General features: G+C 61.7%; 18 protein-coding genes and 4 tRNA genes. 10 read left to right on the top strand and 12 right to left on the bottom strand.

Annotated elements, in window-relative coordinates; translation table 11 throughout:
* Positions 1–31: 31 nt before the first annotated feature.
* Together rho and M1D44_RS08795 are read left to right on the top strand one after the other, a co-directional pair.
* Positions 32–1,294, top strand: a complete 1,263-nt coding sequence (gene rho, locus M1D44_RS08790; RefSeq protein ID WP_004626250.1) for a transcription termination factor Rho — start codon at positions 32–34, stop codon at positions 1,292–1,294.
* Positions 1,295–1,561: 267 nt separating this feature from the next.
* On the top strand, positions 1,562–2,935 hold the full coding sequence (locus tag M1D44_RS08795) for a sigma-54 dependent transcriptional regulator (protein WP_112185164.1): 1,374 nt from the start codon (positions 1,562–1,564) through the stop codon (positions 2,933–2,935).
* Positions 2,936–3,136: 201 nt separating this feature from the next.
* Here the strand turns inward: M1D44_RS08795 and M1D44_RS08800 are convergent, their stop codons facing one another.
* A complete protein-coding gene (locus M1D44_RS08800; RefSeq protein ID WP_235193163.1) occupies positions 3,137–3,715 on the bottom strand; it encodes a hypothetical protein in 579 nt (192 codons plus the stop codon).
* A 376-nt stretch (positions 3,716–4,091) separates the two neighbouring features.
* Here M1D44_RS08800 and M1D44_RS08805 point away from each other — a divergent pair, with 376 nt between their 5' ends.
* The 6 genes from M1D44_RS08805 to M1D44_RS08830 all read left to right on the top strand — a co-directional run bounded on the left by M1D44_RS08805 (position 4,092) and on the right by M1D44_RS08830 (position 10,033).
* Positions 4,092–4,760 carry a LuxR C-terminal-related transcriptional regulator gene (locus M1D44_RS08805; protein WP_009238433.1) on the top strand — a complete coding sequence of 223 codons (669 nt, stop codon included), beginning with the start codon at positions 4,092–4,094 and terminating at the stop codon, positions 4,758–4,760.
* 63 nt (positions 4,761–4,823) lie between these two features.
* Positions 4,824–5,690 (top strand): M90 family metallopeptidase, encoded by an 867-nt coding sequence (locus tag M1D44_RS08810; RefSeq protein WP_112185168.1) that lies wholly within the window; start codon positions 4,824–4,826, stop codon positions 5,688–5,690.
* Positions 5,687–6,244 carry a hypothetical protein gene (locus tag M1D44_RS08815; RefSeq protein WP_024975991.1) on the top strand — a complete coding sequence of 186 codons (558 nt, stop codon included), beginning with the start codon at positions 5,687–5,689 and terminating at the stop codon, positions 6,242–6,244. Before M1D44_RS08810 ends, M1D44_RS08815 begins: the two co-directional genes overlap by 4 nt.
* Positions 6,245–6,447: 203 nt before the next feature.
* Positions 6,448–6,708, top strand: coding sequence for a type B 50S ribosomal protein L31 (locus tag M1D44_RS08820; RefSeq protein ID WP_004626237.1), 261 nt, complete (start codon positions 6,448–6,450; stop codon positions 6,706–6,708).
* Between the two features lie 169 nt (positions 6,709–6,877).
* Positions 6,878–8,668 (top strand): ArnT family glycosyltransferase, encoded by a 1,791-nt coding sequence (locus M1D44_RS08825; RefSeq protein ID WP_316853776.1) that lies wholly within the window; start codon positions 6,878–6,880, stop codon positions 8,666–8,668.
* Positions 8,669–8,686: 18 nt separating this feature from the next.
* A complete protein-coding gene (locus M1D44_RS08830; protein ID WP_316853777.1) occupies positions 8,687–10,033 on the top strand; it encodes an MATE family efflux transporter in 1,347 nt (448 codons plus the stop codon).
* A 103-nt stretch (positions 10,034–10,136) separates the two neighbouring features.
* Here M1D44_RS08830 and M1D44_RS08835 read toward each other — a convergent pair.
* The 4 genes from M1D44_RS08835 to gltX all read right to left on the bottom strand — a co-directional run bounded on the left by M1D44_RS08835 (position 10,137) and on the right by gltX (position 12,072).
* Positions 10,137–10,213 (bottom strand) — tRNA-Asp (locus M1D44_RS08835).
* A 64-nt stretch (positions 10,214–10,277) separates the two neighbouring features.
* Positions 10,278–10,353, bottom strand: a tRNA-Glu gene (locus M1D44_RS08840).
* Positions 10,354–10,472: 119 nt separating this feature from the next.
* A tRNA-Ala gene (locus M1D44_RS08845) sits at positions 10,473–10,548 on the bottom strand.
* Positions 10,549–10,674: 126 nt separating this feature from the next.
* Positions 10,675–12,072: a glutamate--tRNA ligase gene (gltX, locus tag M1D44_RS08850; protein ID WP_024975994.1), complete on the bottom strand. Its 1,398-nt coding sequence runs from the start codon at positions 12,070–12,072 to the stop codon at positions 10,675–10,677.
* Positions 12,073–12,276: 204 nt separating this feature from the next.
* On the opposite strand from gltX, the gene M1D44_RS08855 reads away from it, so the two are divergent.
* Positions 12,277–13,233, top strand: coding sequence for a patatin-like phospholipase family protein (locus tag M1D44_RS08855; RefSeq protein WP_316853778.1), 957 nt, complete (start codon positions 12,277–12,279; stop codon positions 13,231–13,233).
* A gap of 65 nt (positions 13,234–13,298) precedes the next feature.
* Here M1D44_RS08855 and M1D44_RS08860 read toward each other — a convergent pair whose 3' ends face one another.
* The 5 genes from M1D44_RS08860 to M1D44_RS08880 all read right to left on the bottom strand — a co-directional run bounded on the left by M1D44_RS08860 (position 13,299) and on the right by M1D44_RS08880 (position 19,934).
* The gene (locus M1D44_RS08860; RefSeq protein ID WP_024975996.1) at positions 13,299–13,946 is read right to left on the bottom strand and encodes a C40 family peptidase; all 648 of its coding nucleotides are present in this window, start codon (positions 13,944–13,946) and stop codon (positions 13,299–13,301) included.
* 241 nt (positions 13,947–14,187) lie between these two features.
* Positions 14,188–15,843: an ABC transporter ATP-binding protein gene (locus M1D44_RS08865; RefSeq protein ID WP_316853779.1), complete on the bottom strand. Its 1,656-nt coding sequence runs from the start codon at positions 15,841–15,843 to the stop codon at positions 14,188–14,190.
* Positions 15,840–16,964, bottom strand: coding sequence for an ABC transporter permease (locus M1D44_RS08870; protein ID WP_024975998.1), 1,125 nt, complete (start codon positions 16,962–16,964; stop codon positions 15,840–15,842). Before M1D44_RS08870 ends, M1D44_RS08865 begins: the two co-directional genes overlap by 4 nt.
* Positions 16,965–16,978: 14 nt before the next feature.
* A complete protein-coding gene (locus M1D44_RS08875) occupies positions 16,979–18,031 on the bottom strand; it encodes a microcin C ABC transporter permease YejB (protein WP_024975999.1) in 1,053 nt (350 codons plus the stop codon).
* Positions 18,032–18,047: 16 nt separating this feature from the next.
* Complete coding sequence (locus M1D44_RS08880; protein ID WP_316853780.1) at positions 18,048–19,934, bottom strand: extracellular solute-binding protein; 1,887 nt, start codon at positions 19,932–19,934, stop codon at positions 18,048–18,050.
* Positions 19,935–20,243: 309 nt separating this feature from the next.
* Here M1D44_RS08880 and fabI point away from each other — a divergent pair, with 309 nt between their 5' ends.
* On the top strand, positions 20,244–21,038 hold the full coding sequence (gene fabI, locus M1D44_RS08885) for an enoyl-ACP reductase FabI (protein WP_024976001.1): 795 nt from the start codon (positions 20,244–20,246) through the stop codon (positions 21,036–21,038).
* Between the two features lie 184 nt (positions 21,039–21,222).
* On the opposite strand, the gene M1D44_RS08890 is transcribed toward fabI, so the two are convergent.
* Positions 21,223–21,316: transfer RNA gene (locus M1D44_RS08890), tRNA-Ser, on the bottom strand.
* Positions 21,317–21,466: 150 nt separating this feature from the next.
* Positions 21,467–22,717: an aspartate kinase gene (locus M1D44_RS08895; RefSeq protein ID WP_024976002.1), complete on the bottom strand. Its 1,251-nt coding sequence runs from the start codon at positions 22,715–22,717 to the stop codon at positions 21,467–21,469.
* Between the last annotated feature and the right edge of the window lie 8 nt (positions 22,718–22,725).

A 22,725-nucleotide genomic window follows, 5' to 3' on the forward strand; every position in this document is an offset into this window, starting at 1 on the left:
CCCGTTCGGGCCCTTCCCTCATCTTTCGTCTATGCATCTGACAGAACTGAAATCCTTGCACGTGTCCCAATTGCTGGAAATGGCGGGGCAGTTGGAGATCGATAACGCCCAACGCATGCGCAAACAGGAATTGATGTTTGCGATCCTGAAAAAGAAGGCGAAACAGGGGGAAACGATTTTCGGTGACGGCACACTTGAAGTGCTGCCCGACGGCTTCGGTTTTCTGCGCTCGCCGGAAACCTCGTATCTGGCCAGCACCGACGACATCTATATCAGCCCGTCACAGATCCGCCGATTCAATCTGCACACCGGCGACACCATCGAAGGTGAAGTCCGCACGCCCAAGGATGGCGAGCGCTACTTCGCGCTGGTGAAGGTCGACAAGGTCAACACGCAGCCTCCCGAGGCGGTCAAGAACCGCATCATGTTCGAGAACCTGACGCCGCTGCATCCGAACAAGCCGCTCACGCTCGAACGCGACATCAAGGCCGAAGAGAACATCACCGGCCGCATCATCGACATGATTGCCCCGATTGGTCGCGGCCAGCGCGCGCTGCTGGTGGCAAGCCCGAAGTCGGGCAAGACCGTGATGCTGCAGCACATTGCGCACGCCATCGCGACCAACCATCCGGAAGCCGAGCTGTTCGTGCTGCTGATCGACGAGCGCCCGGAAGAAGTGACCGAAATGCAGCGCACCGTGCGCGGCGAAGTGGTCGCCTCGACGTTCGACGAGCCTGCCGTGCGTCACGTGCAGGTGGCCGAAATGGTCATCGAAAAGGCCAAGCGCCTGGTCGAACTGAAGAAGGACGTGGTGATCGTGCTGGATTCGATCACGCGCCTGGCACGCGCCTACAACACCGTGGTGCCAACCTCTGGCAAGGTGCTGACCGGCGGTGTCGACGCCAACGCGTTGCAGCGTCCGAAGCGTTTCTTCGGTGCTGCACGTAACCTGGAAGAAGGTGGTTCGCTCACCATCATCGGCACGGCGCTGATCGAAACCGGCAGCCGCATGGATGACGTGATCTACGAAGAATTCAAGGGCACCGGCAACATGGAAGTGCACCTGGAACGCCGCCTGGCTGAGAAGCGCGTCTACCCTGCCATCAACCTGAACAAGTCAGGCACGCGCCGCGAAGAACTGCTGATCAAACCGGACATCCTGCAGAAGGTGTGGATCCTGCGTAAGTTCATCCATGACATGGATGAAGTCGAGGCAATGGAATTCCTGCTCGACAAACTCAAGACGACGAAGAACAACGCCGAGTTCTTCGACATGATGCGACGCGGCGGCTAAGTCTCCTGCCTGCATAGCGAAAAGCGCACCCATTGTGGTGCGCTTTTTTATTGCTGAGTCAACTGCCTGTTTTTCCAGCGGATTTTCTCGCCAAAGTTGTGAAATTCGCTAGTTCATTTGCATTACAGGGCTCGCGCGCAAGCGTTTGCTTCCATCGTCCTTAAACTTCATCGCAAAACAGAAACCCGGCAACCATACTGCAAGCCTGCCCTGGCCGAGCCGCCTCGGCAAAGAACGAACCACACCAAGAATGGAACGGGGGAAACCATGCGCGAAGAGTCGCTGGAATGTACTGCTGCGTGCCGAACCGTCGTGGTGGCGTCGCGCGCGGGGATGGGGGAGATTGACGAGACGATTCTGGGTGCGGAGTGGCACGTGCGGCGCGTAACGTCGATGCGTGAACTGGGTTGCGCCATTCGCGACGGCGTTCCCGTGGCGGGGTTGGTCGATTTCAGCAGCGCGTTCTCGGCTGCGGAGCTGGATTTGCTCGAACGCTGCATGCAGGTCTCGCACGTGGGTTGGGTGGCAGCGCTGCCGCCAGCCATGCTGAACCACGAGCGCGTACGCCAGCTGGTGCGCGATTACTGCGTGGACTACGTCCAGATGCCGCTGCGTACGGACGAGGCTGCGTATTCGCTGCGTCACGCCTGGGGCATGGCCTCGCTCGCCCAGGAAGCCACGCCGGCGCCCAAGGCAAATCATGCGCGCATGCTGGGTGAGTGCCCGGTCATGCATAACCTGTTCCGCGCCATCCGCAAGGTCGCGCAGAACAGTGCGCCAGCCTTTATCGCGGGCGAGTCTGGCACCGGTAAAGAGCTGACTGCGCAGGCCATTCACGAAGCTTCTTCGCGCGCAAGCGGGCCGTTCATTGCCATCAACTGCGGGGCGATTCCGCCGCACCTGATCCAGTCCGAATTGTTCGGCTACGAAAAAGGCGCATTTACCGGCGCGCATCAACGTCATATCGGCTGGGTCGAGCATGCCAATGGCGGCACGCTGTTCCTCGATGAAATCGGCGACCTGCCGCTCGAGAGCCAGGTCAGCCTGCTACGTTTCCTGCAGCAAGGCACGATCACGCGGCTCGGCGGACATCAGGCGATTCCGCTGGACCTCCGCATCATCTCGGCAACGCACGTGGATCTGGAAGCGGCCCAACATCACGGCGGATTCCGCACCGACCTGTTTCATCGACTGTGCGTGCTGACCTTGTCGGTGCCACCGCTGCGCGAGCGCGGCAGCGACATCGTGTTGCTGGCAGAACATATCCTCGCCCAGCACGCCAGCGAAGCGTCGCACCGCATCCGCGGGTTCACGCCCTGCGCGTTGCACGCGATGATGCATTACCCATGGCCGGGCAACGTGCGCGAACTCATCAACCGCGTGCGCCGCGCGCTGGTGATGACCGACAACCGCAAGATCTCCGCCGCTGACCTGCACCTCGAAGGCTATGCATCCGTGTCGGGCCAGACGCTGGAAGAAGCGCGCGAAGGCGCCGAGTCGGATGCCATCCGCACGGCCATCGCGCGCAACGGCTTCCATATGGGCATGACGGCGCGCGAATTGGCAGTGTCTCGCGTCACGCTGTATCGGCTGATGCAGAAGCACGGCATTCGGGCAGAGCATCCGCTGCATACGGCCTAGGCTCGGTCTCATCGGTTTGATTCCTCCAGGGGGCGTAGCAAGCGTGCTACGTCCCCCGGACGTGTTCTTGGGAAAGCAGGGGGCGGCTGGACAGGGCCCACTTCCAGCACTGCTCATCCGACCCATCAATACTTGGTTCAGTGCACTGAATTCTGCGGCTGGCGCCTGAAGGAACCGTAGGCGCCAGCGCTGCAAACGCTGTCAGATTGACTTGCATCGGGATCCCGCTCGAGGATGGCTATTGAGAAAAGAGTGCCCGCCGGGGGACGGAGCACGAAACCGTTGAACAGCCGCCATGTCGGGCTGTTCGGCGTACGTTGCGAAAGCGCCACATTTTGGTGCACCTAGGGCCGCGCAACCAGCGACAACCTTTGCCAAGAGACTGTTGCGGCGCAGGCAATCTGGCGCGGTAGCTGGCACATACCCGGCAGCACCCCACTTCCGGGGGGATTGCGCAAGCCACGTCGCCGTTGGATTGTTAAGCCACGCATGCGACGTACTCAGTTCGCCGTCCGTGAGTGCGGACACGACAGAACAGGTGGATGGATCGAATGCGCGGGTGGGAATGAGACCGAATGCGAGTCGCGCCGGCAACGTATCGGCGAGAACGCTTCGAAGGGCGATCAGCAGCGTGATTGCACGCCGCACGACGAGATCCCCGTCTACCGCGAGCACCGGCATCATGACGATCATGGCCGTGCGATTCGCGACCACTCCGGTCTTCTCGACCGTCCACCCGAACGGCAAACGTCGAGCACAGCGCTGCGCGATTGTCGGCATGGCTCGCTCCTCCCCGACGGGTATAGAGCGACATCCATGCCATGACGGCTAACGCCTTGTTTTAACGGGATATTTTCCATACGGAGAACCGCCCAACCCGGCATGGCATGCGATTTTTGTGTCGCGACTGAAACAGCTGTCGCCATAAAAACCGCTGTTAGTGGACGCGGGTTCTCCGGTGGTCGAATTGCTCGCCCTGGCAAACGCTGGGCTACAGTACCCAGAACGCAGCAATGAGGGTCCCGAGGCATGGCCGTGGCGCCTGTCATTTTTGACTTCCGCCACTAAAATGATTCGGAACGGGGGTCTGCTCCGGCCTGCATCTCGCCTGGGCGACAAGGATGTTCGCAAGATCGGTAACAGGTCGAGAACAACGATGAACACTGTTTTGATCGAAGCCCATCCGTTGGTGCGTACAGGCATTGCGCACCTGCTACGGACGCTCAAAGGCGTCACTGGCGTCACAGTCGTCGAACCGGACGAAGGGATGTTCGACGCCATCGAAACCAATGCCGACGCCGGTCTTCTTGTGATCGGCCTGCCGCTGCCACATCTGGACGAGTTGTCGGCCATCGGCGAGATCATGCACCGGCCTCACGCACGCCACGTGGTCGTGCTGGCCGAATCCGAATCGCCCGACATCATCCGCACGCTCATGCAGATGGGCTTGTCAGGCTACACACTCAAGCACTCGCCGGGCGAAGTCATCGCAGCTTCGCTGGAGCTGGTTCTGGTGGGTGGTCAATACATTCCGGCCAGCGCGCTGCTGCCGGAATCGCGCCTGGACGGCGCGCCCAACCCGGCGCTCGCGGGCGATCCGCAGACCGATCCGAAGCTGCTCGGCATCACGCCGCGGCAGTACGAGATTCTGGTGCTGCTCTCACGCGGGCATCCGGTCAAGACCATCAGCCGCATGCTGAACATCTCCGAGGCAACAGCCAAGGCGCATATCAGCACGCTGTATCGGCGCCTTAAAGTCCGTAGCCGCACCGAGGCCGTGTATGTCGCCAATCAGCGCGGTGCACGACTCCTCTCAGTCGCCTGATCCTCCGACAAGGGCGCAAGCGCGCGTCGCAAAGCTGCAAGCGACGGCCGATATACTGGACGCATGCTTTCGTCCGTCCTCCGGTGGTTCTCCGGCCGCGCACGCACGCGGCGCCTGACCCGTTACGCCATCTCCGACGCGCTGTGGTCACGTGCGCTCGATGGCCTGCCCTTCCTGCTCGACTGGTCCGACGCGGACCTTGCACGTCTGCGTGAAACGGCCACGCTCTTCATCGCCGAAAAGGAATTCACCACCGCGCACGATTTGCCGCTCACCGACGACATGGTGATCAGCGTCGCCGTGCAAGCCAGTGTGCCGATCCTGGAGCTGGGCATGTCGTGGTACGGCGGATGGCACGGCGTGGTCATCTACCCCGGCGAGTTCGTCATCCGCAAAGAAGTCATGGATGAAGACGGCGTCGTGCACAACGTGCGTGAAGAAGCTGCTGGGGAGGCATGGGAGCACGGCCCCGTCATCCTCTCGTGGCAGGACATCGAACTCGGGGGCGCACTAGCTGAGCCAGGCGTGCAGCCGTACAACGTGGTCGTACACGAGTTTGCACACAAGCTCGATATGCTCAACGGCGAGTCGGACGGCATCCCGGCGTTTTCATCGCGCCTGCATGCCAATGTTGACCGCGAGCAATGGGCCGATGACCTCTATGCCGAGTACGACGCCTTCGCCAATCGTTGCGAGCAGATTCCGGAGCGCCGGTGGGGCGACGACCCGATCCTTTCATTGCTCGACCCTTATGGCGCACAGCATCCGGCCGAGTTCTTTGCGGTAGCGTCGGAAGTGTTCTTCGTTGAACCGGTGGCCTTGCTTGAGACGCTTCCTTCGTTGTACTCGCTCCTGCAAGCCTTCTACCTGCAAGATGCGGCACGGCGCATGCTGGACGCTGAGCAACGCCAGGAGGGATTCCTGCCATGACGATTCACCAAGCGCTTCGCACAACGCTGCTCGGTTGTTGCCTCGCTGCCGGCACCGCATTGGCGCAACCGACCGTGCCTGTGATCCTCAGCGTCACCGCGCAATTCGATGGGCAATCCGAGACCAAACGCGTCACGCTTTCGGCCGATACATCCGCCACGGGCCAGCACGTCGCACTACTCGAACGTACCCATACATACGACGTGGGTGGCTCAATGCCTCGCAAAGAATGGGAGGCGCGCTTCGCCGCCGGCCTGCCCGATGACACGATCCCGCTAGGCTGCGACACCACCACCTGCCAATTCATGCGCCACCGCTGGGCCAAGACCGGCGTGGACGTCACCCTGCGGCCGATGGTCGTGTCGGGCGAGTTCCAGACGCTGTCCATCGGTGTAACGCTGCATCGGTTCCAGCCGTCGCCCGACACCGATGCCCCTGCACGCGTCGACACCTGGGCACGCAATCTCGACACCTCGTTGCGCGTCGGCGACACCAAGATCATGGATCTGGACGGCCACGGCGTGCTCACGATCGAACGCTTGGCCAAACCTTGATCGAAATAGGCTTCCCGAGTCACTTTTCGATGCGCCGGCACGACGGATTTTGCGGCAAGCGCGTTGCCCAAGCCTTTGTTTCTCTGGCATAATCCTCGTTTCTCCACCCGGCAAGTGATTCGAGGGCTGGTCGCACGGTGGCTCCTACCATGTGAGCACCTGAAGCGCGCCGCGAATTGGCTACCTCTACCCCAGGGCCCATCATGAAAGAAGGCATTCACCCGAATTACCGCGAAGTCGTGTTCCAGGACATGTCCAGCGACTTCAAGTTCATCACCCGCTCGACCATCCAGACCAAGGAAATGATCACGCTGGACGGCAAGGAATATCCGCTGGCAAAGATCGAAGTCTCGTCCGAATCGCACCCGTTCTACACGGGCCAGCAAAAGGTTCTGGACACGGCAGGCCGCGTGGAAAAGTTCCGCAACAAGTTCGGCAGCAAGATCGGCAAGGCTGCCAAGTAATACCGGCGCCGGAGACGGCTCACCAGATGGCCCGTCTCATTGGTCAGAAAAAGGCAGCTCCGGCTGCCTTTTTTGTTTCTCGGCACATGGTAGGCCGTTGGCTCGGCCCCTCTTTACGATCCGCACGTCGCTGTGCAACCCCGACCGGGCTCGCCCGGTCTGACACTCGATGAACACCACCCGCGTCTCGCGCATCCGCCTGACTGCTGCCGCCACCCGCGAGTTACCGCGTTGGCTGCTGCTCGCCATCTGCGTGATCTACGGCCTGTCAGGGCTGTTCTCGCGCGACCCGTGGAAGAACGAAGACGCCGCCGGCTTCGGCGCGATGTGGACGCTGGCCACCGGCAACGCGCAGGACTGGCTAATGCCGAACATCGTCGGGCGCCCCATCGTGCAATCGGGGCCGCTGGTGTTCTGGATCGGCGGCGCGTTCATTCGCCTCTTCGGACAATGGCTCGGGCCGGCGGATGCGTCGCGCCTGGCCACCGCCCTCTTCTTCTTCGTCACCAGCGCATGCATCTGGTATGGCGCCTATCTGCTGGGTCGCCGCGCGGAAGTTCAACCGTTTGAATTCGTCTTCGGTGGCCAGCCCAACACGCGCGACTACGGCCGTACGCTGGCCGATGGCGCGCTGCTGATCTTCCTCGCCTGTGTGGGCCTGGCACAGCGCGGTCACGAAACGACACCGCTGGTCGGGGCGCTGTGCTTCGTGGCGGTCGCGGTGTATGGCTTGATCCGGGCGCTCGACAAGCCGATACACGGCAGCCTCATCTATGGCATCGGCATCGGCTGCCTGTCGCTGGCCGGCGGCCCAATCCTGCCACTGACAATCATGGTGGCCGTGTTGATCGCCGCGCATGCCACGCGTGTGCTGCCGCTACGCCCGCTTCTGACAGTTGCGCTGCCCGTGTCGCTCGCGCTGGGATGCTCATGGCCGGCGATGGCGTACTTGCTGGCAAATAATCCGACTGACGCGGTGACGTACGTCCGCGAATGGGCGCGCTTCGATCGCCACCAATACGCTGGCCCGACGGCTCATTCGCTCGGCTTTGTCGCTCGCAACCTGCCACTATTCGCATGGCCAGTCTGGCCGCTGGCTGCATGGGCGTGGAAGAGCTGGGGCGGCATGCGCACCGCTCCGCATATCACGTTGCCGTTGGCCGTCCTGCTGCCGCAGCTAGTGCTGCTGCTCATGCAGCCCCACCCGGGCGACGACGGCTTCCTGCTGCTGATTCCACCGATGGCCGTGATGGCGACGTTCGCGCTGCCGACGCTCAAACGAGGCGCCATCAGCGCAATCGACTGGTTTGCGCTGCTGGCCTTCACCATCCTGGGCGGGACGCTATGGCTGCTGTGGATCGCCAAGATGACGGGCTTTCCGCCTCAGCTCGCGCGCAACGTGTATCGCATCGTGCCGGGCTATCGACCCGAGTTCAGTTGGACAGCGCTGATCAGCGCGCTGCTCGTGACCGCGGCGTGGGTGCTCATCGTCGTCTGGCGCACATCGCGGGCGCCCAAGGCCATCTGGCGTGCAGTGGTGATCTCGGCCGCCGGCACGACACTGATGTGGGTGCTGATGATGACGCTGTGGCTGCCCACCATCAACTACGCCAAGACATATCGCGACGTCGCGCAGTCGGCCGCCCTTGCACTGCCGCGTACCTACACGTGCGTGCAGCCGATCCGCATGGGCGATGCGCAACTTGCCTCGTTTGCGTACTTCGGCCACATCCGTTTTGGTAGCGCCGAAGACAACTGCGACATCCTGCTGCGCCACGACCCGTACGACTACGGCGCACCGACGAGCGTCTCCAACTACGAGTGGCGCCTGATCTGGGAAGGCCGCCGTCCCGCCGACCGCGACGAGCACTTCCGCATGTACCGCCTGACCGAGGCTGCTGCCGCCACACATCCGCCGCCGACACCGGCAACCACACGCCGGCGCAAGCTACGCCAATAACGTTTCCGTAGCACCCACATGTTTGTCGCCGACGTCCGCCGCATTACCGAACTGGCTTGGCCGGTACTGATCGGCCAGTTGGCTGTCATCGCCTTCGGCGTACTCGATACAGCGATGGCCGGCCGCGCCTCTGCGGCAGACCTCGCGGCCATCGGGCTCGGCGGGTCGATCTACGTGACGGTGTACATCAGCTTGATGGGCGTGCTGCAAGCGCTCTCGCCTATCGCCGGACAACTCTACGGAGCGCAAAGGTACGGCGAGATCGGCGAAGAAGTGCGCCAGGCAGTTTGGCTCGGACTGGTGCTCGCGGCAATCGGCATGCTGATCCTGTGGTTCCCAGCCCCGCTGCTGCAACTGGCAAACGCCACGCCGGAACTCACCGAGAAAGCCACCGCCTATTTGCGGTATGAAGCGCTCGCATTGCCTGCGGCGCTCGGCTTCCGGATCTACTCTGCGTTGAACAACGCGCTGTCGCGCCCGGTGATGGTGACGATGCTGCAGCTCGCCGGCCTCGCCATCAAGTTTCCTCTCAACGCCTTGTTTCTCTATGGAGGCATGGGCGTCCCTGCGATGGGCGGCCCGGGCTGCGCACTCGCCTCGATGATCATCAGCTGGCTGTGGTTCGTCGCAGCGGCCGCCATCCTGATGCGCAATCCGGCTTATAAGCCCTTCGCGATTTTCACGCACTACTCGCCCCCTAACCGTGCGCGGCTGTGGGCACTGGTACGTCTGGGTGTACCGATGGGCTTCACCTACCTGATCGAAATCACGTCGTTCACGTTGATGGCGATCTTCATCGCGCGCCTTGGCACGGTGGCGCTGGCCGGGCATCAGATTGCCGCCAACCTTGGAGCGGTTGCGTACATGGTGCCGCTGTCGCTATCGATCGCGACATCCACGCTGGCAGCGCAATCAATCGGGGCCCGCGATCGCGTAGCAGCTCGGCGCATCTCGCTGAACGGCATCAAGTTGGCGGTGATGTGTGCGGTCATCGTCGGCGCGGCTGTGTTGTTCTTGCGGCGCGAGTTGGTCAGCCTCTACACGCACGATGCCGCTGTCCTGGCGATTGCGGTGCCGCTGCTGCCTTTCATCGCCTTCTATCAGATGTTCGATGCGCTGCAAGTCATGACAGCGTTCATCCTGCGCGCATACAAGATCGCGCTCATCCCAACCGTCATCTATGCGCTATCGCTGTGGGGTGTTGGCCTTGGCGGCGGCTATGTGCTCGGATTTGGGCTGCTGGGGGACGTTGCCGCGTCACTGCGTGGGGCAGCCGGCTTCTGGGCCGCCAATGGACTCAGTTTGATGGTGGCTGGCGCGTTGCTGGTCAGCTATTTCAATCGCGTAAGCCGCGTTGCCGATTAAAGCGAGCCATTCACACTCACTTTAAGCAGCATCAATCTTGATTGGCTTGCATTGAATGAAAAGCGCAAAAGAAAAAACCCGCTGCAAGCAGCGGGTTTTGATTTGGCGGAGCGGACGGGACTCGAACCCGCGACCCCCGGCGTGACAGGCCGGTATTCTAACCGACTGAACTACCGCTCCGTGTCGGTTGCAAAATCAGCTAGAGACTGATTTTGCTAATGAGCTTCTGGTTAAGCTCTTGTTTTGGCGTCCCCTAGGGGATTCGAACCCCTGTACTCACCGTGAAAGGGTGATGTCCTAGGCCTCTAGACGAAGGGGACAGAAACTGTTTTGCAACGCTTTCTGTCTTACGCTGCGAAGTCCGCTACTATAACGAACTTTTTTGCGTTTTGGAAGCCTCTTTTCAAATTATTTTTTTGAATCGAATCTTCCGGCATTTTGGTGGAGCTAAGCGGGATCGAACCGCTGACCTCTTGCATGCCATGCAAGCGCTCTCCCAGCTGAGCTATAGCCCCGAGGTACTGCCTTTTACTGCTTGCTTCTCACTGCATTTCGCTTCGTGTTGCAGCGAAAACAAGAGTATAGGGGATGTATTTAGCGCTTGGCAATACCCTTCCGCAAAATTTTTTGCGCCGCACACATCACGCCGTTAGACGACGCAGAACAACGTCGCGGCCGAACAATTCCAGCACCGCATCAATCGAAGGCGTTTGCAGTTGTCCTGCTACCAGCAGGCGCACCGGCATCGCCAGCTTCGGCATCTTCCAACCCTGTGCCGCGAGCACTTCCTTGAAGGCGGCGCCAATGGCCTCGCGCGTCCACTCGGGCAGCGCGCCGAGCTTCTCAGCCAGTGCGGCAATGCCCGGACGCACATCGTCGGTGAGGTGCTGCGCAGCCAGTGCCGGATCGACAGCCAGATCCGTGCGATAGAACAGCAGCGCCGTTTGGGCGACTTCACGAAGCGTGTTGGCGCGATCCTTCACCAGCGCAATCACGTCGGCCAGCACGGGGCCGCCATCCACCTTGCCACCCAGCTCTTCGATGAACGGCTTCACCAGACCAGACAGACGCGCGTTGTCGGCCTGCTTGATGTAGTGGTTGTTCAGCCAGGCGAGCTTCTCAGGGTTGTATTGCGCGGGCGACTTGCCCAGGTGCTCGAGATCGAACCATTCGATGAACTGCTCGCGCGAGAAGATCTCCGCGTCGCCGTGCGCCCAGCCCAGGCGGGCAAGGTAGTTGACGATGGCTTCTGGCAGATAGCCCGCATCACGATAGCCCGTAACAGCCATGGCACCGTGGCGCTTGCTCATCTTCTCGCCCTGCTCGTTGAGCACGGTCGGCAAGTGAGCGTAAACCGGCGGCGTACCGCCTAGCGCGCGCAGGATGTTGATCTGGCGGGGCGTGTTGTTGACGTGGTCGTCGCCGCGAATCACATGGGTGATCTGCATGTCCATGTCATCCACGACCACACAGAAGTTGTACGTGGGCGTGCCATCAGGGCGGGCGATCACGAGGTCATCGAGTTCGTCGTTGGAGATCTCGATGCGGCCCTTCACTGCGTCGTCCCACACGACACTGCCCCCGATGGGGTTCTTGAAGCGGATCACAGGTTGCACGCCCGCTGGCGGCGTCGGCAAAACCTTCCCCGGCGCGGGGCGCCAGGTACCGTCGTAACGGGGCTTCTCGCCGCGCTCGCGTTGCGCTTCGCGCAGGGCGTCGAGCTCTTCGGTGCTCATGTAGCACGGGTAAGCCAGTTCCTGCTGCACCATCTGCGCGACCACGGCGCGGTAACGGTCCATGCGCTGCATCTGGTAGAACGGGCCTTCATCGATGTCCATGTCCAGCCAGTCCATCGCCTCCAGGATCACGTCGACGGCTTCCTGGCTGGAACGCTCCACATCGGTGTCTTCGATGCGGAGGATGAAGTCTCCCTTCATCTTGCGTGCGAAGGCCCACGGATAGAGTGCCGAGCGGATGTTGCCGAGGTGGATGAAGCCAGTGGGGCTGGGGGCGAAACGAGTGCGTACGCGCTGTGTCATAGGAATGGCTGAACGAATAAGGCCGCGTGGTCGGACCCTGAGCGCGGATCCTGAGCGGCCTCTATCAAAACCGAAATTATAGCAACCGCGCCACGCATATCCGGCCGACCTGTCGCTGAACTTTGGCACAATGGCGGCCAGCCGCAGTGCGCTCGGTTACGACTGAACATCACTGCGCGGCATACCAAACCGCCCAACCTCCTCATGCAACGCCGCCTCTTCCTGGGCGCCGCCGGCGCCTCCGTCCTCTCCGCCTGCACCCTGACGGGTTTCTCGTCCAGCAAAACTGAAACGCCAGTCACCCCGGCCTCGGCCGTGCTGCCGCCCACGGCCCAGCCGGCCACACAACCCGTGCGGATCGGGTTGGCACTGGGCGGCGGTGCCGCGCGTGGTTTTGCGCACATCGGCGTCATCAAGATGCTGGAAGCCCAAGGCATTCAGATCGACTTCATCACCGGCACGAGCGCGGGTAGCGTGGTGGCGGCGATCTACGCGTCGGGCATGTCAGGGCTGGAAATGAACCGCATGGCGCTCAAGATGGACGAGGCCATGATCGCCGACTGGGCGCTGCCCTTCGGCACGCGCTTCGGCGGCTGGCTCAAGGGCGAGGCGCTGGAGAAGTACATCAACCGGCTGGTCAAGCAGAAGCCCATCGAACAGATGCACATTCCACTGGGCATCATCGCGACGGACCTGGCGAGCGGCAAGCCGATCCTGTTCCGGCGCGGCAATACCGGGCAGGCTGTGCGTGCGTCGTGCAGCATCCCAGGCGTGTTCCAGCCGGTAACGATCAGCGGCCGTCAATACGTGGACGGCGGCCTGGTGGCGCCCGTGCCGGTTACGTACGTCAAGCAGATGGGCGCTACGTTCGTGATTGCGGTGAATATCTCGGCAGACCCGTCCAACCAGGCGGTATCGGGGCAGGCGAGCATGCTGCTGCAGACGACGGCCATCATGGGCCAGAGCATCAACAAAACCGAGCTGGCCCAGGCGGATGTGGTGATCACACCGTCGCTGCCGTTCGTTAAGGGCAGCGACTTCACCGCGCGCAACGAGGCGATTCTCGCGGGCGAACAGGCTGCCCAGGCTGCCATGCCACTGCTGCGGGAGAAGCTGCATCTGACACAAACCATCGTCGGCACCCCGCTGCCGCCGCACTGATACCCCTCACAGGCAACAAAAAAGACCGCCAAGGCGGTCTTTTTCTAATGGGGCAGCAGCGCGAATCAACCGCCGTACATTGCCAGCGGCTTGCCGGCAGCGTTCGGATCGACGCGCTTGAGTTGCTCGACAAAGTTGTCGGCGCCGTCCTTGATTGCGGCGCCTGAGTTGCCTTCGATGCGGCGAGCGCCGTTATAGCGCGTCACCCAGTACGAGGCGGTCATGTCATCCACGCGGATCTTGCTGCCCGTGGACGGCGCATGTACAAACTTGTTATCGCCGATATAGATACCGACGTGCGAAAAGGTGTGGCGCATGGTGTTGAAGAACACCAAGTCGCCGGGACGCAGTTCAGCTGTTTCTACGCTGGTGCCGACACGGCTCATTTCCACAGCGCGGCGCGGCAGCAGGAAACCGAAGGTGTCGTTGAAGACGTAGCGGACGAAGCCGCTGCAGTCGAGGCCCGATTCCGGCGTGTTGCCGCCGAAACGGTAGCGCAGGCCGATCATGCCCAGTGCGTTCATGACCACGTCGCCGGTCTTGCTCATCACGTTCGAGATGAGGCCCGATTTGGCTTCGGGCTTGACGTCGGCGCGGACTTCCGTGTCCTTGAAGACCGTATCAGCATGCACTGCATTCGACACGATCACGCCGCAGCCGATCACAACCCCTACCGCCAGACGCGCCATGGAATGAAGTACGAAATGCTGCATTGGTTCTCCCTCGGAAACTCGTAATGATGCGGCCAAGATATGGCACCGCAAATGAGAACAGTCCGAATCTTGTTAAAACAATCTCGCAGGATGATAAAAGTGACACTTTGACTTGTCAAAGGTCGTTACAAATTCTCCGGAATCCACAGGCAAATCAGGCACTTAGACATGACTTTAGATGCGCATTCTTACAAAAACAGCGCATCAGAACTGCACTGATTCGGGGCAAAAGCATTGGGTTTTAGGGGTTATCCCGCGCAGGGATGAGTGAGGCAGCCGCCATCAGCTTGCAGGTATAGGGGTGTGAGGGGGACGCCAACACCGCTTCAGTGTCGCCCTCTTCCACCACTTTTCCATCCTTCATCACCACCACGCGATGTGACATCGCGCGGATGACAGCAAGGTCGTGGCTGATGAATAGATACGACAGGTTGTACTTTTTCTGAAGGGCGGACAGCAGCGAAAGCACCTGCTGCTGGATCGACACATCAAGTGCGGAAGTCGGCTCATCGAGCACCAGCAACTGCGGCTTGAGGATCAGCACGCGGGCAATGGCGACGCGCTGGCGCTGCCCGCCCGAGAATTCATGCGGATAGCGGCCCAGCGCCGTGCGGTCCAAGCCGACCTCGCGCAGGGCTTCGATCACGCGGTGACGGCGCTCTGTGACGTTGACATGGGGTTGGTGCAGCGCCAGCCCTTCGCCGACGATCTCCTCGATCGTCATGCGCGGCGACAGCGAACCGTAGGGGTCTTGAAACACCACCTGCATGCGCGCCCGCACAGCGCGACGCTCGTCGCGCGAAATGCGCAGCAGCGAGTTGCCAAGGAAACGCAGGTCGCCGCTCTTTGCCGCTTGCAGACCCAGCAGCGTCTGCGCGAGCGTGGTCTTGCCAGAGCCCGATTCGCCCACGATGCCGAGCGTCTCGCCTTCACGCAGTTGCAGCGACACGGAATCGACCGCGGTAAACGGATCGGTTCGAAACCAGCCGGCAAACCCCGGGCGATGGCGTTCGTAGGTGACCGTCAGCTTGTCGGCTTCGAGCAGCACGGGCGCAAGCGGCACCAGCGGCAGCACGTCACGCTGCGGGCGGCTCTCAAGCAGGCGCACGGTGTACGGATGTTGGGGCGCGGCAAATACGTCGGCCGTGTTACCGGTCTCGACCAGGACGCCCCGCTCCATCACGCCAACGCGCTCGGCAAAGACGCGCACCATGTTCAGGTCGTGCGTGATCAGCATGATGGCCATGCCGAACTCGGCCTGCAGCTCGCGCAGCAATTGCAGGATCTGCATGCGCACCGTCACGTCCAGCGCGGTGGTTGGCTCATCGGCCAGCAGAAGTTTCGGCGAGCACGCCAGCGCCATGGCGATCATTGCGCGCTGGCGTTGGCCACCCGATAGCTGGTGCGGGAAGGCGTCAAACCGGCGCGGCGCCTCGGCAATGCCGGTGCGTTCCAGCAGCGCAATCGCGCGTGCCTTGGCGGCGCGCTTGTCCAGGCCTTCGTGCAGCTCCAGCGTTTCGACGATCTGGTTGCCGATCGTGTACAGCGGATTGAGCGCCGTCATCGGTTCCTGGAACACCATGGCGACATCGGCCCCACGCAGGCCGCGCATCTCCCGCTCGCTCGCGGCAAGCAGGTCACGGCCTTCGAGCAGGATGCGGCCGCTGTATTGCGCGTCAGCCAACAATCGCATGATCGATAGCGCGGTCACTGACTTACCCGAGCCCGATTCGCCCACCAACGCGAAGCGCTCGCCAGCGTGCAAGTCGAACGAGACATGCTTGACGGCTTCCGTAACCTCGCCGTGCTCGGATTCGAAATGCACGCATAAGTCATCCAGCCGCAGCAGCGGGCCGTCGTACTTCGGCGCGGAGGAACGCAGATCGACGCGGGTCATTTCACCCCCGCGGGTTTCTGGCGCGTGCGCAGCTGGGCGAACGACAGGCGCGTGTCGAAGGCATCGCGCAGCGCGTCGCCCATGAAGGTCAGCAGCACGAGGGTCAGCACGAGCACCACGAAAGTCGACAGCGAGATCCACCAGGCATCCAGGTTGGCCTTGCCTTGTGCGAGAAGTTCACCAAGGCTCGGTGTGGATGGCGGTACGCCCAGGCCAAGGAAATCCAGGCTGGTGAGCGCAAGAATGGCCGCGCTCATGCGAAACGGCAGGAAGGTGATCACAGGCGTCAGGCTGTTGGGCATGATGTGGCGCCACATGATCTGCCAACTGGACAGGCCCATCGCTCGCGCGGCCTTCACATAGTCGAGCGAGCGGTTGCGGTAAAACTCGGCGCGAACGTAATCCGACAGGCTCATCCACCCGAACAGCGACAGCAGGATGATGAGCAGCCCGAGGCTGGGGGTAAAGATCGACGCGAAGATGATCAGCAAGTACAGCTCAGGCATCGAACTCCAGATTTCGATCAGCCGCTGCGACACCATGTCGAAGCGCCCGCCGAAGAAGCCCATCAGCGCGCCAGTCAGCGTGCCGACCAGCACGCCCAGCACCGTGAGCGCCAGCCCGAACAGCACCGAGACGCGGAAGCCGTACAGCAGCCGCGCGAACACATCGCGGCCACGGTCATCGGTGCCGAGCCAATTCTCGGCCGAGGGCGGCGCCGGGTTGGGCTCCTTCGAAAAGTAGTTCAGCGTCTCGTACGAATACGGATTGGGCGGGTAAATCGCAAAGCTTCCCGGCTCCTTGAACTTGTCTCGGATGAACGGATCGAGGTAATCCGTCGGTGTTGGAAAATCCCCGCCGAAGGTCGTCTCGGGGTATGCCTTCACGATCGGGAAATACCAGTTGCCGTGATACTTGACCACCAGCGGCCGGTCATTGGAGATGCATTCAGCGCCCAGACTGAGCACGAACAGCACCACGAAGATGAGCAGGCTCCAATAGCCAAGCCGATGCTGCTTGAAGCGGCGCCACGCACGCTTGAGGGGCGACGGCGAGTGTCGCACCGGATGCGGCGCTGCCGTATTGGATGGATGCGTGGAAGTGCGCGAATACTGGGTCATGGTTGCCGGCCCGCCTATCGCCCAACCGAGCCGAAATGGATACGCGGATCGACCAGCACATAGCACACGTCGGAAATCAACCGTGCAGCCAGCCCAATCAGCGTGAACAGGTACAGCGTGCCGAGCACGACTGGATAATCGCGCCGCATCACCGCCTCATACGACAGCAGGCCCATTCCATCGAGCGAGAACAGTTGCTCGATCAGCAGCGACCCCGTGAAGAATGCTCCAATGAAAGCCGACGGGAAGCCTGTCACCAAAGGCAGCAGCGCGTTGCGGAAGATGTGCTTCCACAGCACGCGCCGCTCCGACAGCCCCTTGCTACGCGCCGTCAGCACATACTGCTTGCGGATTTCCTCCAGGAACGCGTTCTTCGTCAGCATGGTGATGACGGCAAAGCTTCCCACCACCGACGCCATGACGGGCAGCGTGATGTGCCAAAGGTAATCCGTGATCTTGCCGAGCAGGCTGAGCTGATCCCAGTTGTCGGATGTGATGCCCCGAATCGGGAACCACTGGAAGAACGTGCCGCCGCCAAACAGCACAAGCAGCAGCACCCCGAGCACGAACCCCGGGATGGCGTAACCGACCAACACGATGATGCTTGTTACCAGATCAAACCGGCTGCCCGCCCGCACGGCTTTCGCAATGCCGAGCGGTACCGCTATCAGATACGTGAGAAAGAACGTCCATAACCCAATCGAAATCGATACCGGCAATTTCGACTTGATCAGGTCCCACACACTGCGGTGCTGAAAATAGCTCTCTCCCAGGTCGAAGCGCGCAAAACGGCCGAGCATCAGGAAGTAGCGCTCGACCGGGCTCTTGTCGAAACCATACAGCGCGCGGATTTCCTTGATCTTCTCGGGATCGACGCCGCGGCGGCCTCGATAGTCAAACGCGCCGCCACCACTGGCCTCGCCGCCGGCGCCGCGCCCTTTCATCTCCATCATCATCTGTTCGACCGGGCCACCGGGCACGAACTGGATCACGACAAACGTGAGCGTGATCACGCCGATCAGCGTCGGGATCAGAAGCAGCAACCGTTTGATCAGGTACGCGAACATGGTGTCACCGATGCGGTCATTTGGCAGCCGATTGGGCGGATTCCGGTGTCCGCCACCAGGCCGTCAGCACCCAGGCCTCGGCCGAGTAGTAATACGGCAGACGATCCGGGTACATCAGGTTCTTGTTGTAGGCCACGCGGTGCGAAGCCGAATACCAGTGCGGAATCACATAGCAGCCTTGCATCAATACGCGGTCGAGCGCGCGCGAAGCGATGACCAACTCGTCGCGGCTCTCAGCGCGCAGCACATCGTCGATCAGTGCGTCGACGGCGGGCGATTTCAGGCCGATCACGTTGTCCGAGCCAGCCTCGTCAGCCGCAGCCGAGCCGAAGCGGTCCTTCAGCTCATTGCCGGGGCTTTGCGAATCGGGAAAGCGCAGCGAGATCATGTCGAAATCGAACTCTTCCAACCGCTTCTGGTAAAGCGCGAAATCGGTCATGCGCTGGTTGACCTGGATGCCGAGCTTCTCAAGGTTGCGCGCATACGCCGCCATGACGCGGCTCATGGCGCCGCCGTCGTCGAGCATCTCGAAGACGAACGGTTCGCCCTTGCTGTTGCGCAGCGCGCCGTCAGCGTACGTCCAACCGGCCTGGGCCAATAGGCGACGCGCCTGCCGCAGGTTGTCACGCAGTGAGCTGGGAGGGTCAGTCGAAGGCGGCGCGGACAGCACGCCAAACACCTCCGGATCGAGCTTGCTGCGCAGCGGCTCCAGCAACGCCAGCTCGCCCTTGCCGGGCATGCCCGTGAGCGAATCCGACGCGGCCAGTTCGCTATTGGCGAAGTAGCTGTCGAGCCGGCGGTAGGCGCCATAGAAGAGTTGGCGATTGAGCCATTCGAAATCAAGCGCCAGCGCCAGCGCCTTGCGCACCCGAAGATCCTGGAACAGCGGCCGCCGCAGGTTCATCACAAAGCCCTGCATGCCCGCGCCGTTGCGATGCGGGAATTCGCTCTTGATCAGCTCGCCGCTGCGGAACTTCACGCCGACGTAACTCTTGGCCCAGTTCTTGGCGCGGTACTCAACCATGGCGTCGTACTCGCCGGCCTTGAAGGCTTCCAGGCGGGCGGTTTCATCCTTGTAGAGCTTGTACTGGATGCGCTCGAAATTGAACGAACCACGACGCACGTTCAGGTCACGGCCCCAATAGTCGGGATTGCGCCGAAAGGTAATGCCGCGCGATGGATCGAAACGCTCGATCACATACGGGCCGCTGGCAACCGGGTCCTGGAAGGTCAGTTTGTCGAACGCGACATCCTTTCCGCCGTCCGGGTCATCGGGCTTGCCGCTGCCCTTGCCCCACTTTGGCGAGAACACCGGCAGCCCACCGACGATGAGCGGCAGCTCCTTGTTCTTGCGCTTGAACTCGTAGCGGATGGTGCTCGCGTCCACCACCGTCACCTTGGCCACATCCGCTGTCATGCTGCGGTAGGCGGGGCTCGCGCCCTTGCCCATCAGCATGTCGTAGGAGTACTTAACGTCCGACGCGCGTACGCGATCGCCGTTGGAGAATCGCGCGCGGGAGTTGATGTGGAACGTAACCGAAAGCTCGTCGGGGGCGACCGTCACATCGTCCGCAAGCAGCCCATAGCCGCTGGCGGTTTCGTCCCAGCTCGTAATGAGCAGGCTTTCGAAGACAAGCTGATTCAGCCCCGGCGCCGACGTGCCCTTGATCGTGAACGGATTGAACTTGTCGAAACTCGTGCGCCGGTCGGGGTTGCCGAGCAGCAGCATGCCGCCGATGGGCGCCTTCGGGTTCAGATAGCCGAAGTTGGAGAAACCGGCCAGATATTTGAGGTCGCCATATTCGGCGTAGCCATGGGCCGCCCAGGCGGGCGTCGCGCAGATCGCCGCCAGCAGGCTGACCAGCGCTATGGCTCGCTTGTGTGTCGCAACGCGCACGCTCATTGCGCCCCTTGCCCCCAATATCCTTGCATGCGTTGATCCGATTGATCGCTGTCTGAAAAACTGTTTTGGACGATTCTAACGCCCTCACACCGCAATCCCACCAATTCCGGCCCGGGGATCGTCCCGCATTGACAAGGCTGGCAGGGGTTGTGCGGCACTGCGCAAATGCGGAGCCGCCCCTCGCTTTCCGGTATGATCGCGCCCACCTAATTGCCTCGCGCCCCGGATACCGCCGCTGCGTCACCGCAGTGACGAGTGACCACGGCAACATACGGGCGCGACGTTGCCCCACATTTGTACGGAGAAACCATGGGATTCCTCGCTGGCAAGCGCATTCTGATTACCGGCCTTCTGTCCAACCGCTCGATCGCCTACGGCATCGCCAGTGCGTGCAAGCGCGAAGGCGCGGAACTGGCCTTCACCTACGTCGGCGAACGCTTTAAAGACCGCATTACTGAATTCGCCACCGAGTTCGACAGCAAGCTGGTGTTTGATTGCGACGTCGGCAGCGATGAGCAGATCGCCAAGGTCTTCGAAGATCTCGGCCAGCACTGGGACCACTTCGACGGCCTCGTGCACTCGATCGGCTTTGCGCCGCGCGAAGCGATTGCCGGCAACTTCATGGACGGCCTGTCGCGCGAATCATTCCGCATCGCGCACGACATCTCGGCGTATAGCTTCCCCGCGCTGGCGAAGGCCGCGCTGCCGATGCTCTCGCCCAATGCTTCGCTCCTCGCCCTGACCTACCTGGGTGCTGAGCGCGTGGTCCCAAACTACAACACGATGGGCCTGGCCAAGGCGTCGCTCGAAGCGAGCGTGCGTTACCTGGCCAGCGCTCTGGGTCCGAAAGGCATCCGCGCCAACGGCATCTCGGCGGGTCCGATCAAGACGCTTGCTGCATCCGGCATCAAGGATTTCGGCAAGCTGCTCAAATACATGGAAGACGTGGCACCACTGCGCCGTAACGTCACCATCGAGGAGGTTGGCAACGTGGCGGCGTTCCTGCTGTCGGATCTGGCCAGCGGTATGACTGGCGAGATCACGTACGTGGACTGTGGCTTCAACGTGACCGCCGGTGTGCCGGACGTCGTCGGCCAAGGCTGATGCGTTAATGCACTAACGCATGCGCGCGCCATCTTAGGAAGGCGCACGCGTGCGGAGCAGACAAAGAAAAAGCCCGCATGGCGCAAACCATGCGGGCTTTTTGACGTGCAGTGCAATGCGAGCCGTCACGTCAGCTCAACTCGCATCCGCCTGTTGTGTGCACTTCCCGCGAGAAGCGCCAAACTGGCGGAGACGGAGGGATTCGAACCCTCGATCCAGGTTTTGGCCCGGATGCTCCCTTAGCAGGGGAGTGCCTTCGACCTCTCGGCCACGTCTCCCAAACTTGCGTCGCACGAAGGAGCCCGTGCAACGAAGCGCGTATTCTAGCCACTTCACCCCACCCGGTCAACGACAACTGCATGACACGCGGTGAGAATCTGTGGCCCCTTGGGGTCGCCACCCCGGCCATCCGGTGCCAGCTCAGCCGATTACGCCTGATCCAGCTCGAACGCCTTGTGGAGCGCGCGCACGGCCAGCTCCATGTACTTCTCGTCGATCAGCACCGAGATCTTGATTTCCGAGGTGGAGATCATCTGGATGTTGATGCCCTCTTCCGACAGCGTGCGGAACATCTTGCTGGCGATACCCACGTGCGAGCGCATGCCCACACCCACCACCGAAACCTTCGATACCTTCGGGTCGCCCGACACGCTGGCCGCACCAATATGCGCCTTCACGCTGTCGTTCAGGATCGCCAGGGCGCGCTGGTATTCGCCACGCGGCACGGTAAAGGTAAAGTCCGTCTTACCTTCCACCGACTGGTTCTGGATGATCATGTCGACGTCGATATTGGCATCGGCGACCGGGCCCAGGATCTGATAAGCGATGCCAGGCTTGTCCGGCACACCGATCACGGTGATCTTGGCTTCGTCGCGGGCAAAGGCGATGCCGGAAATGGCGGCGGCTTCCATGTTCGAATCTTCCTCAAAAGTAATCAGCGTGCCCGAGTTCATCTCGACGTCGAGCGGCATCAGCGGGTCGGTCAGCGACGACAGCACACGGGTCTTCACGCGGTACTTGCCGGCAAACTCCACCGAGCGAATCTGCAGCACCTTGGACCCAAGGCTGGCCATTTCCAGCATCTCTTCGAAGGTGATCTTGTCCAGGCGACGGGCGTCGTCCACCACGCGCGGGTCGGTCGTGTACACGCCGTCGACGTCGGTGTAGATCAGGCATTCGTCGGCCTCGAGCGCAGCGGCAACCGCCACGGCCGAGGTATCCGAACCACCACGGCCCAGCGTGGTGATGTGGCCTTCGCCGTCGATACCCTGGAAGCCGGTAATGACGACCACGCGACCGGCGTCAAGATCAGCGCGCACGCGCTCATCGTCGATCGACTGGATGCGTGCCTTGGTGTAGGCCGAATCGGTCTTCACCGGCACTTGCCAGCCCGTGTAGCTGCGGGCATCGATGCCTTCGGCGTGCAGCGCGATGGCCAACAGACCCACGCTCACCTGCTCGCCGGTCGAGGCAATCATGTCGAGTTCACGCGGGTCGGGCTGGGCCGAAATCTCTTTGGCCATGCCCAGCAGGCGATTGGTTTCGCCAGACATGGCCGACGGAACGACCACGATCTGGTGACCTGCACGGTGCCACTTGGCAACGCGCTTGGCGACATTCTTGATGCGTTCAACCGAACCCATCGAGGTGCCACCGTATTTGTGAACGATGAGAGCCATCTTGGAAA

Source organism: Ralstonia sp. SA306, from assembly GCF_054792405.1.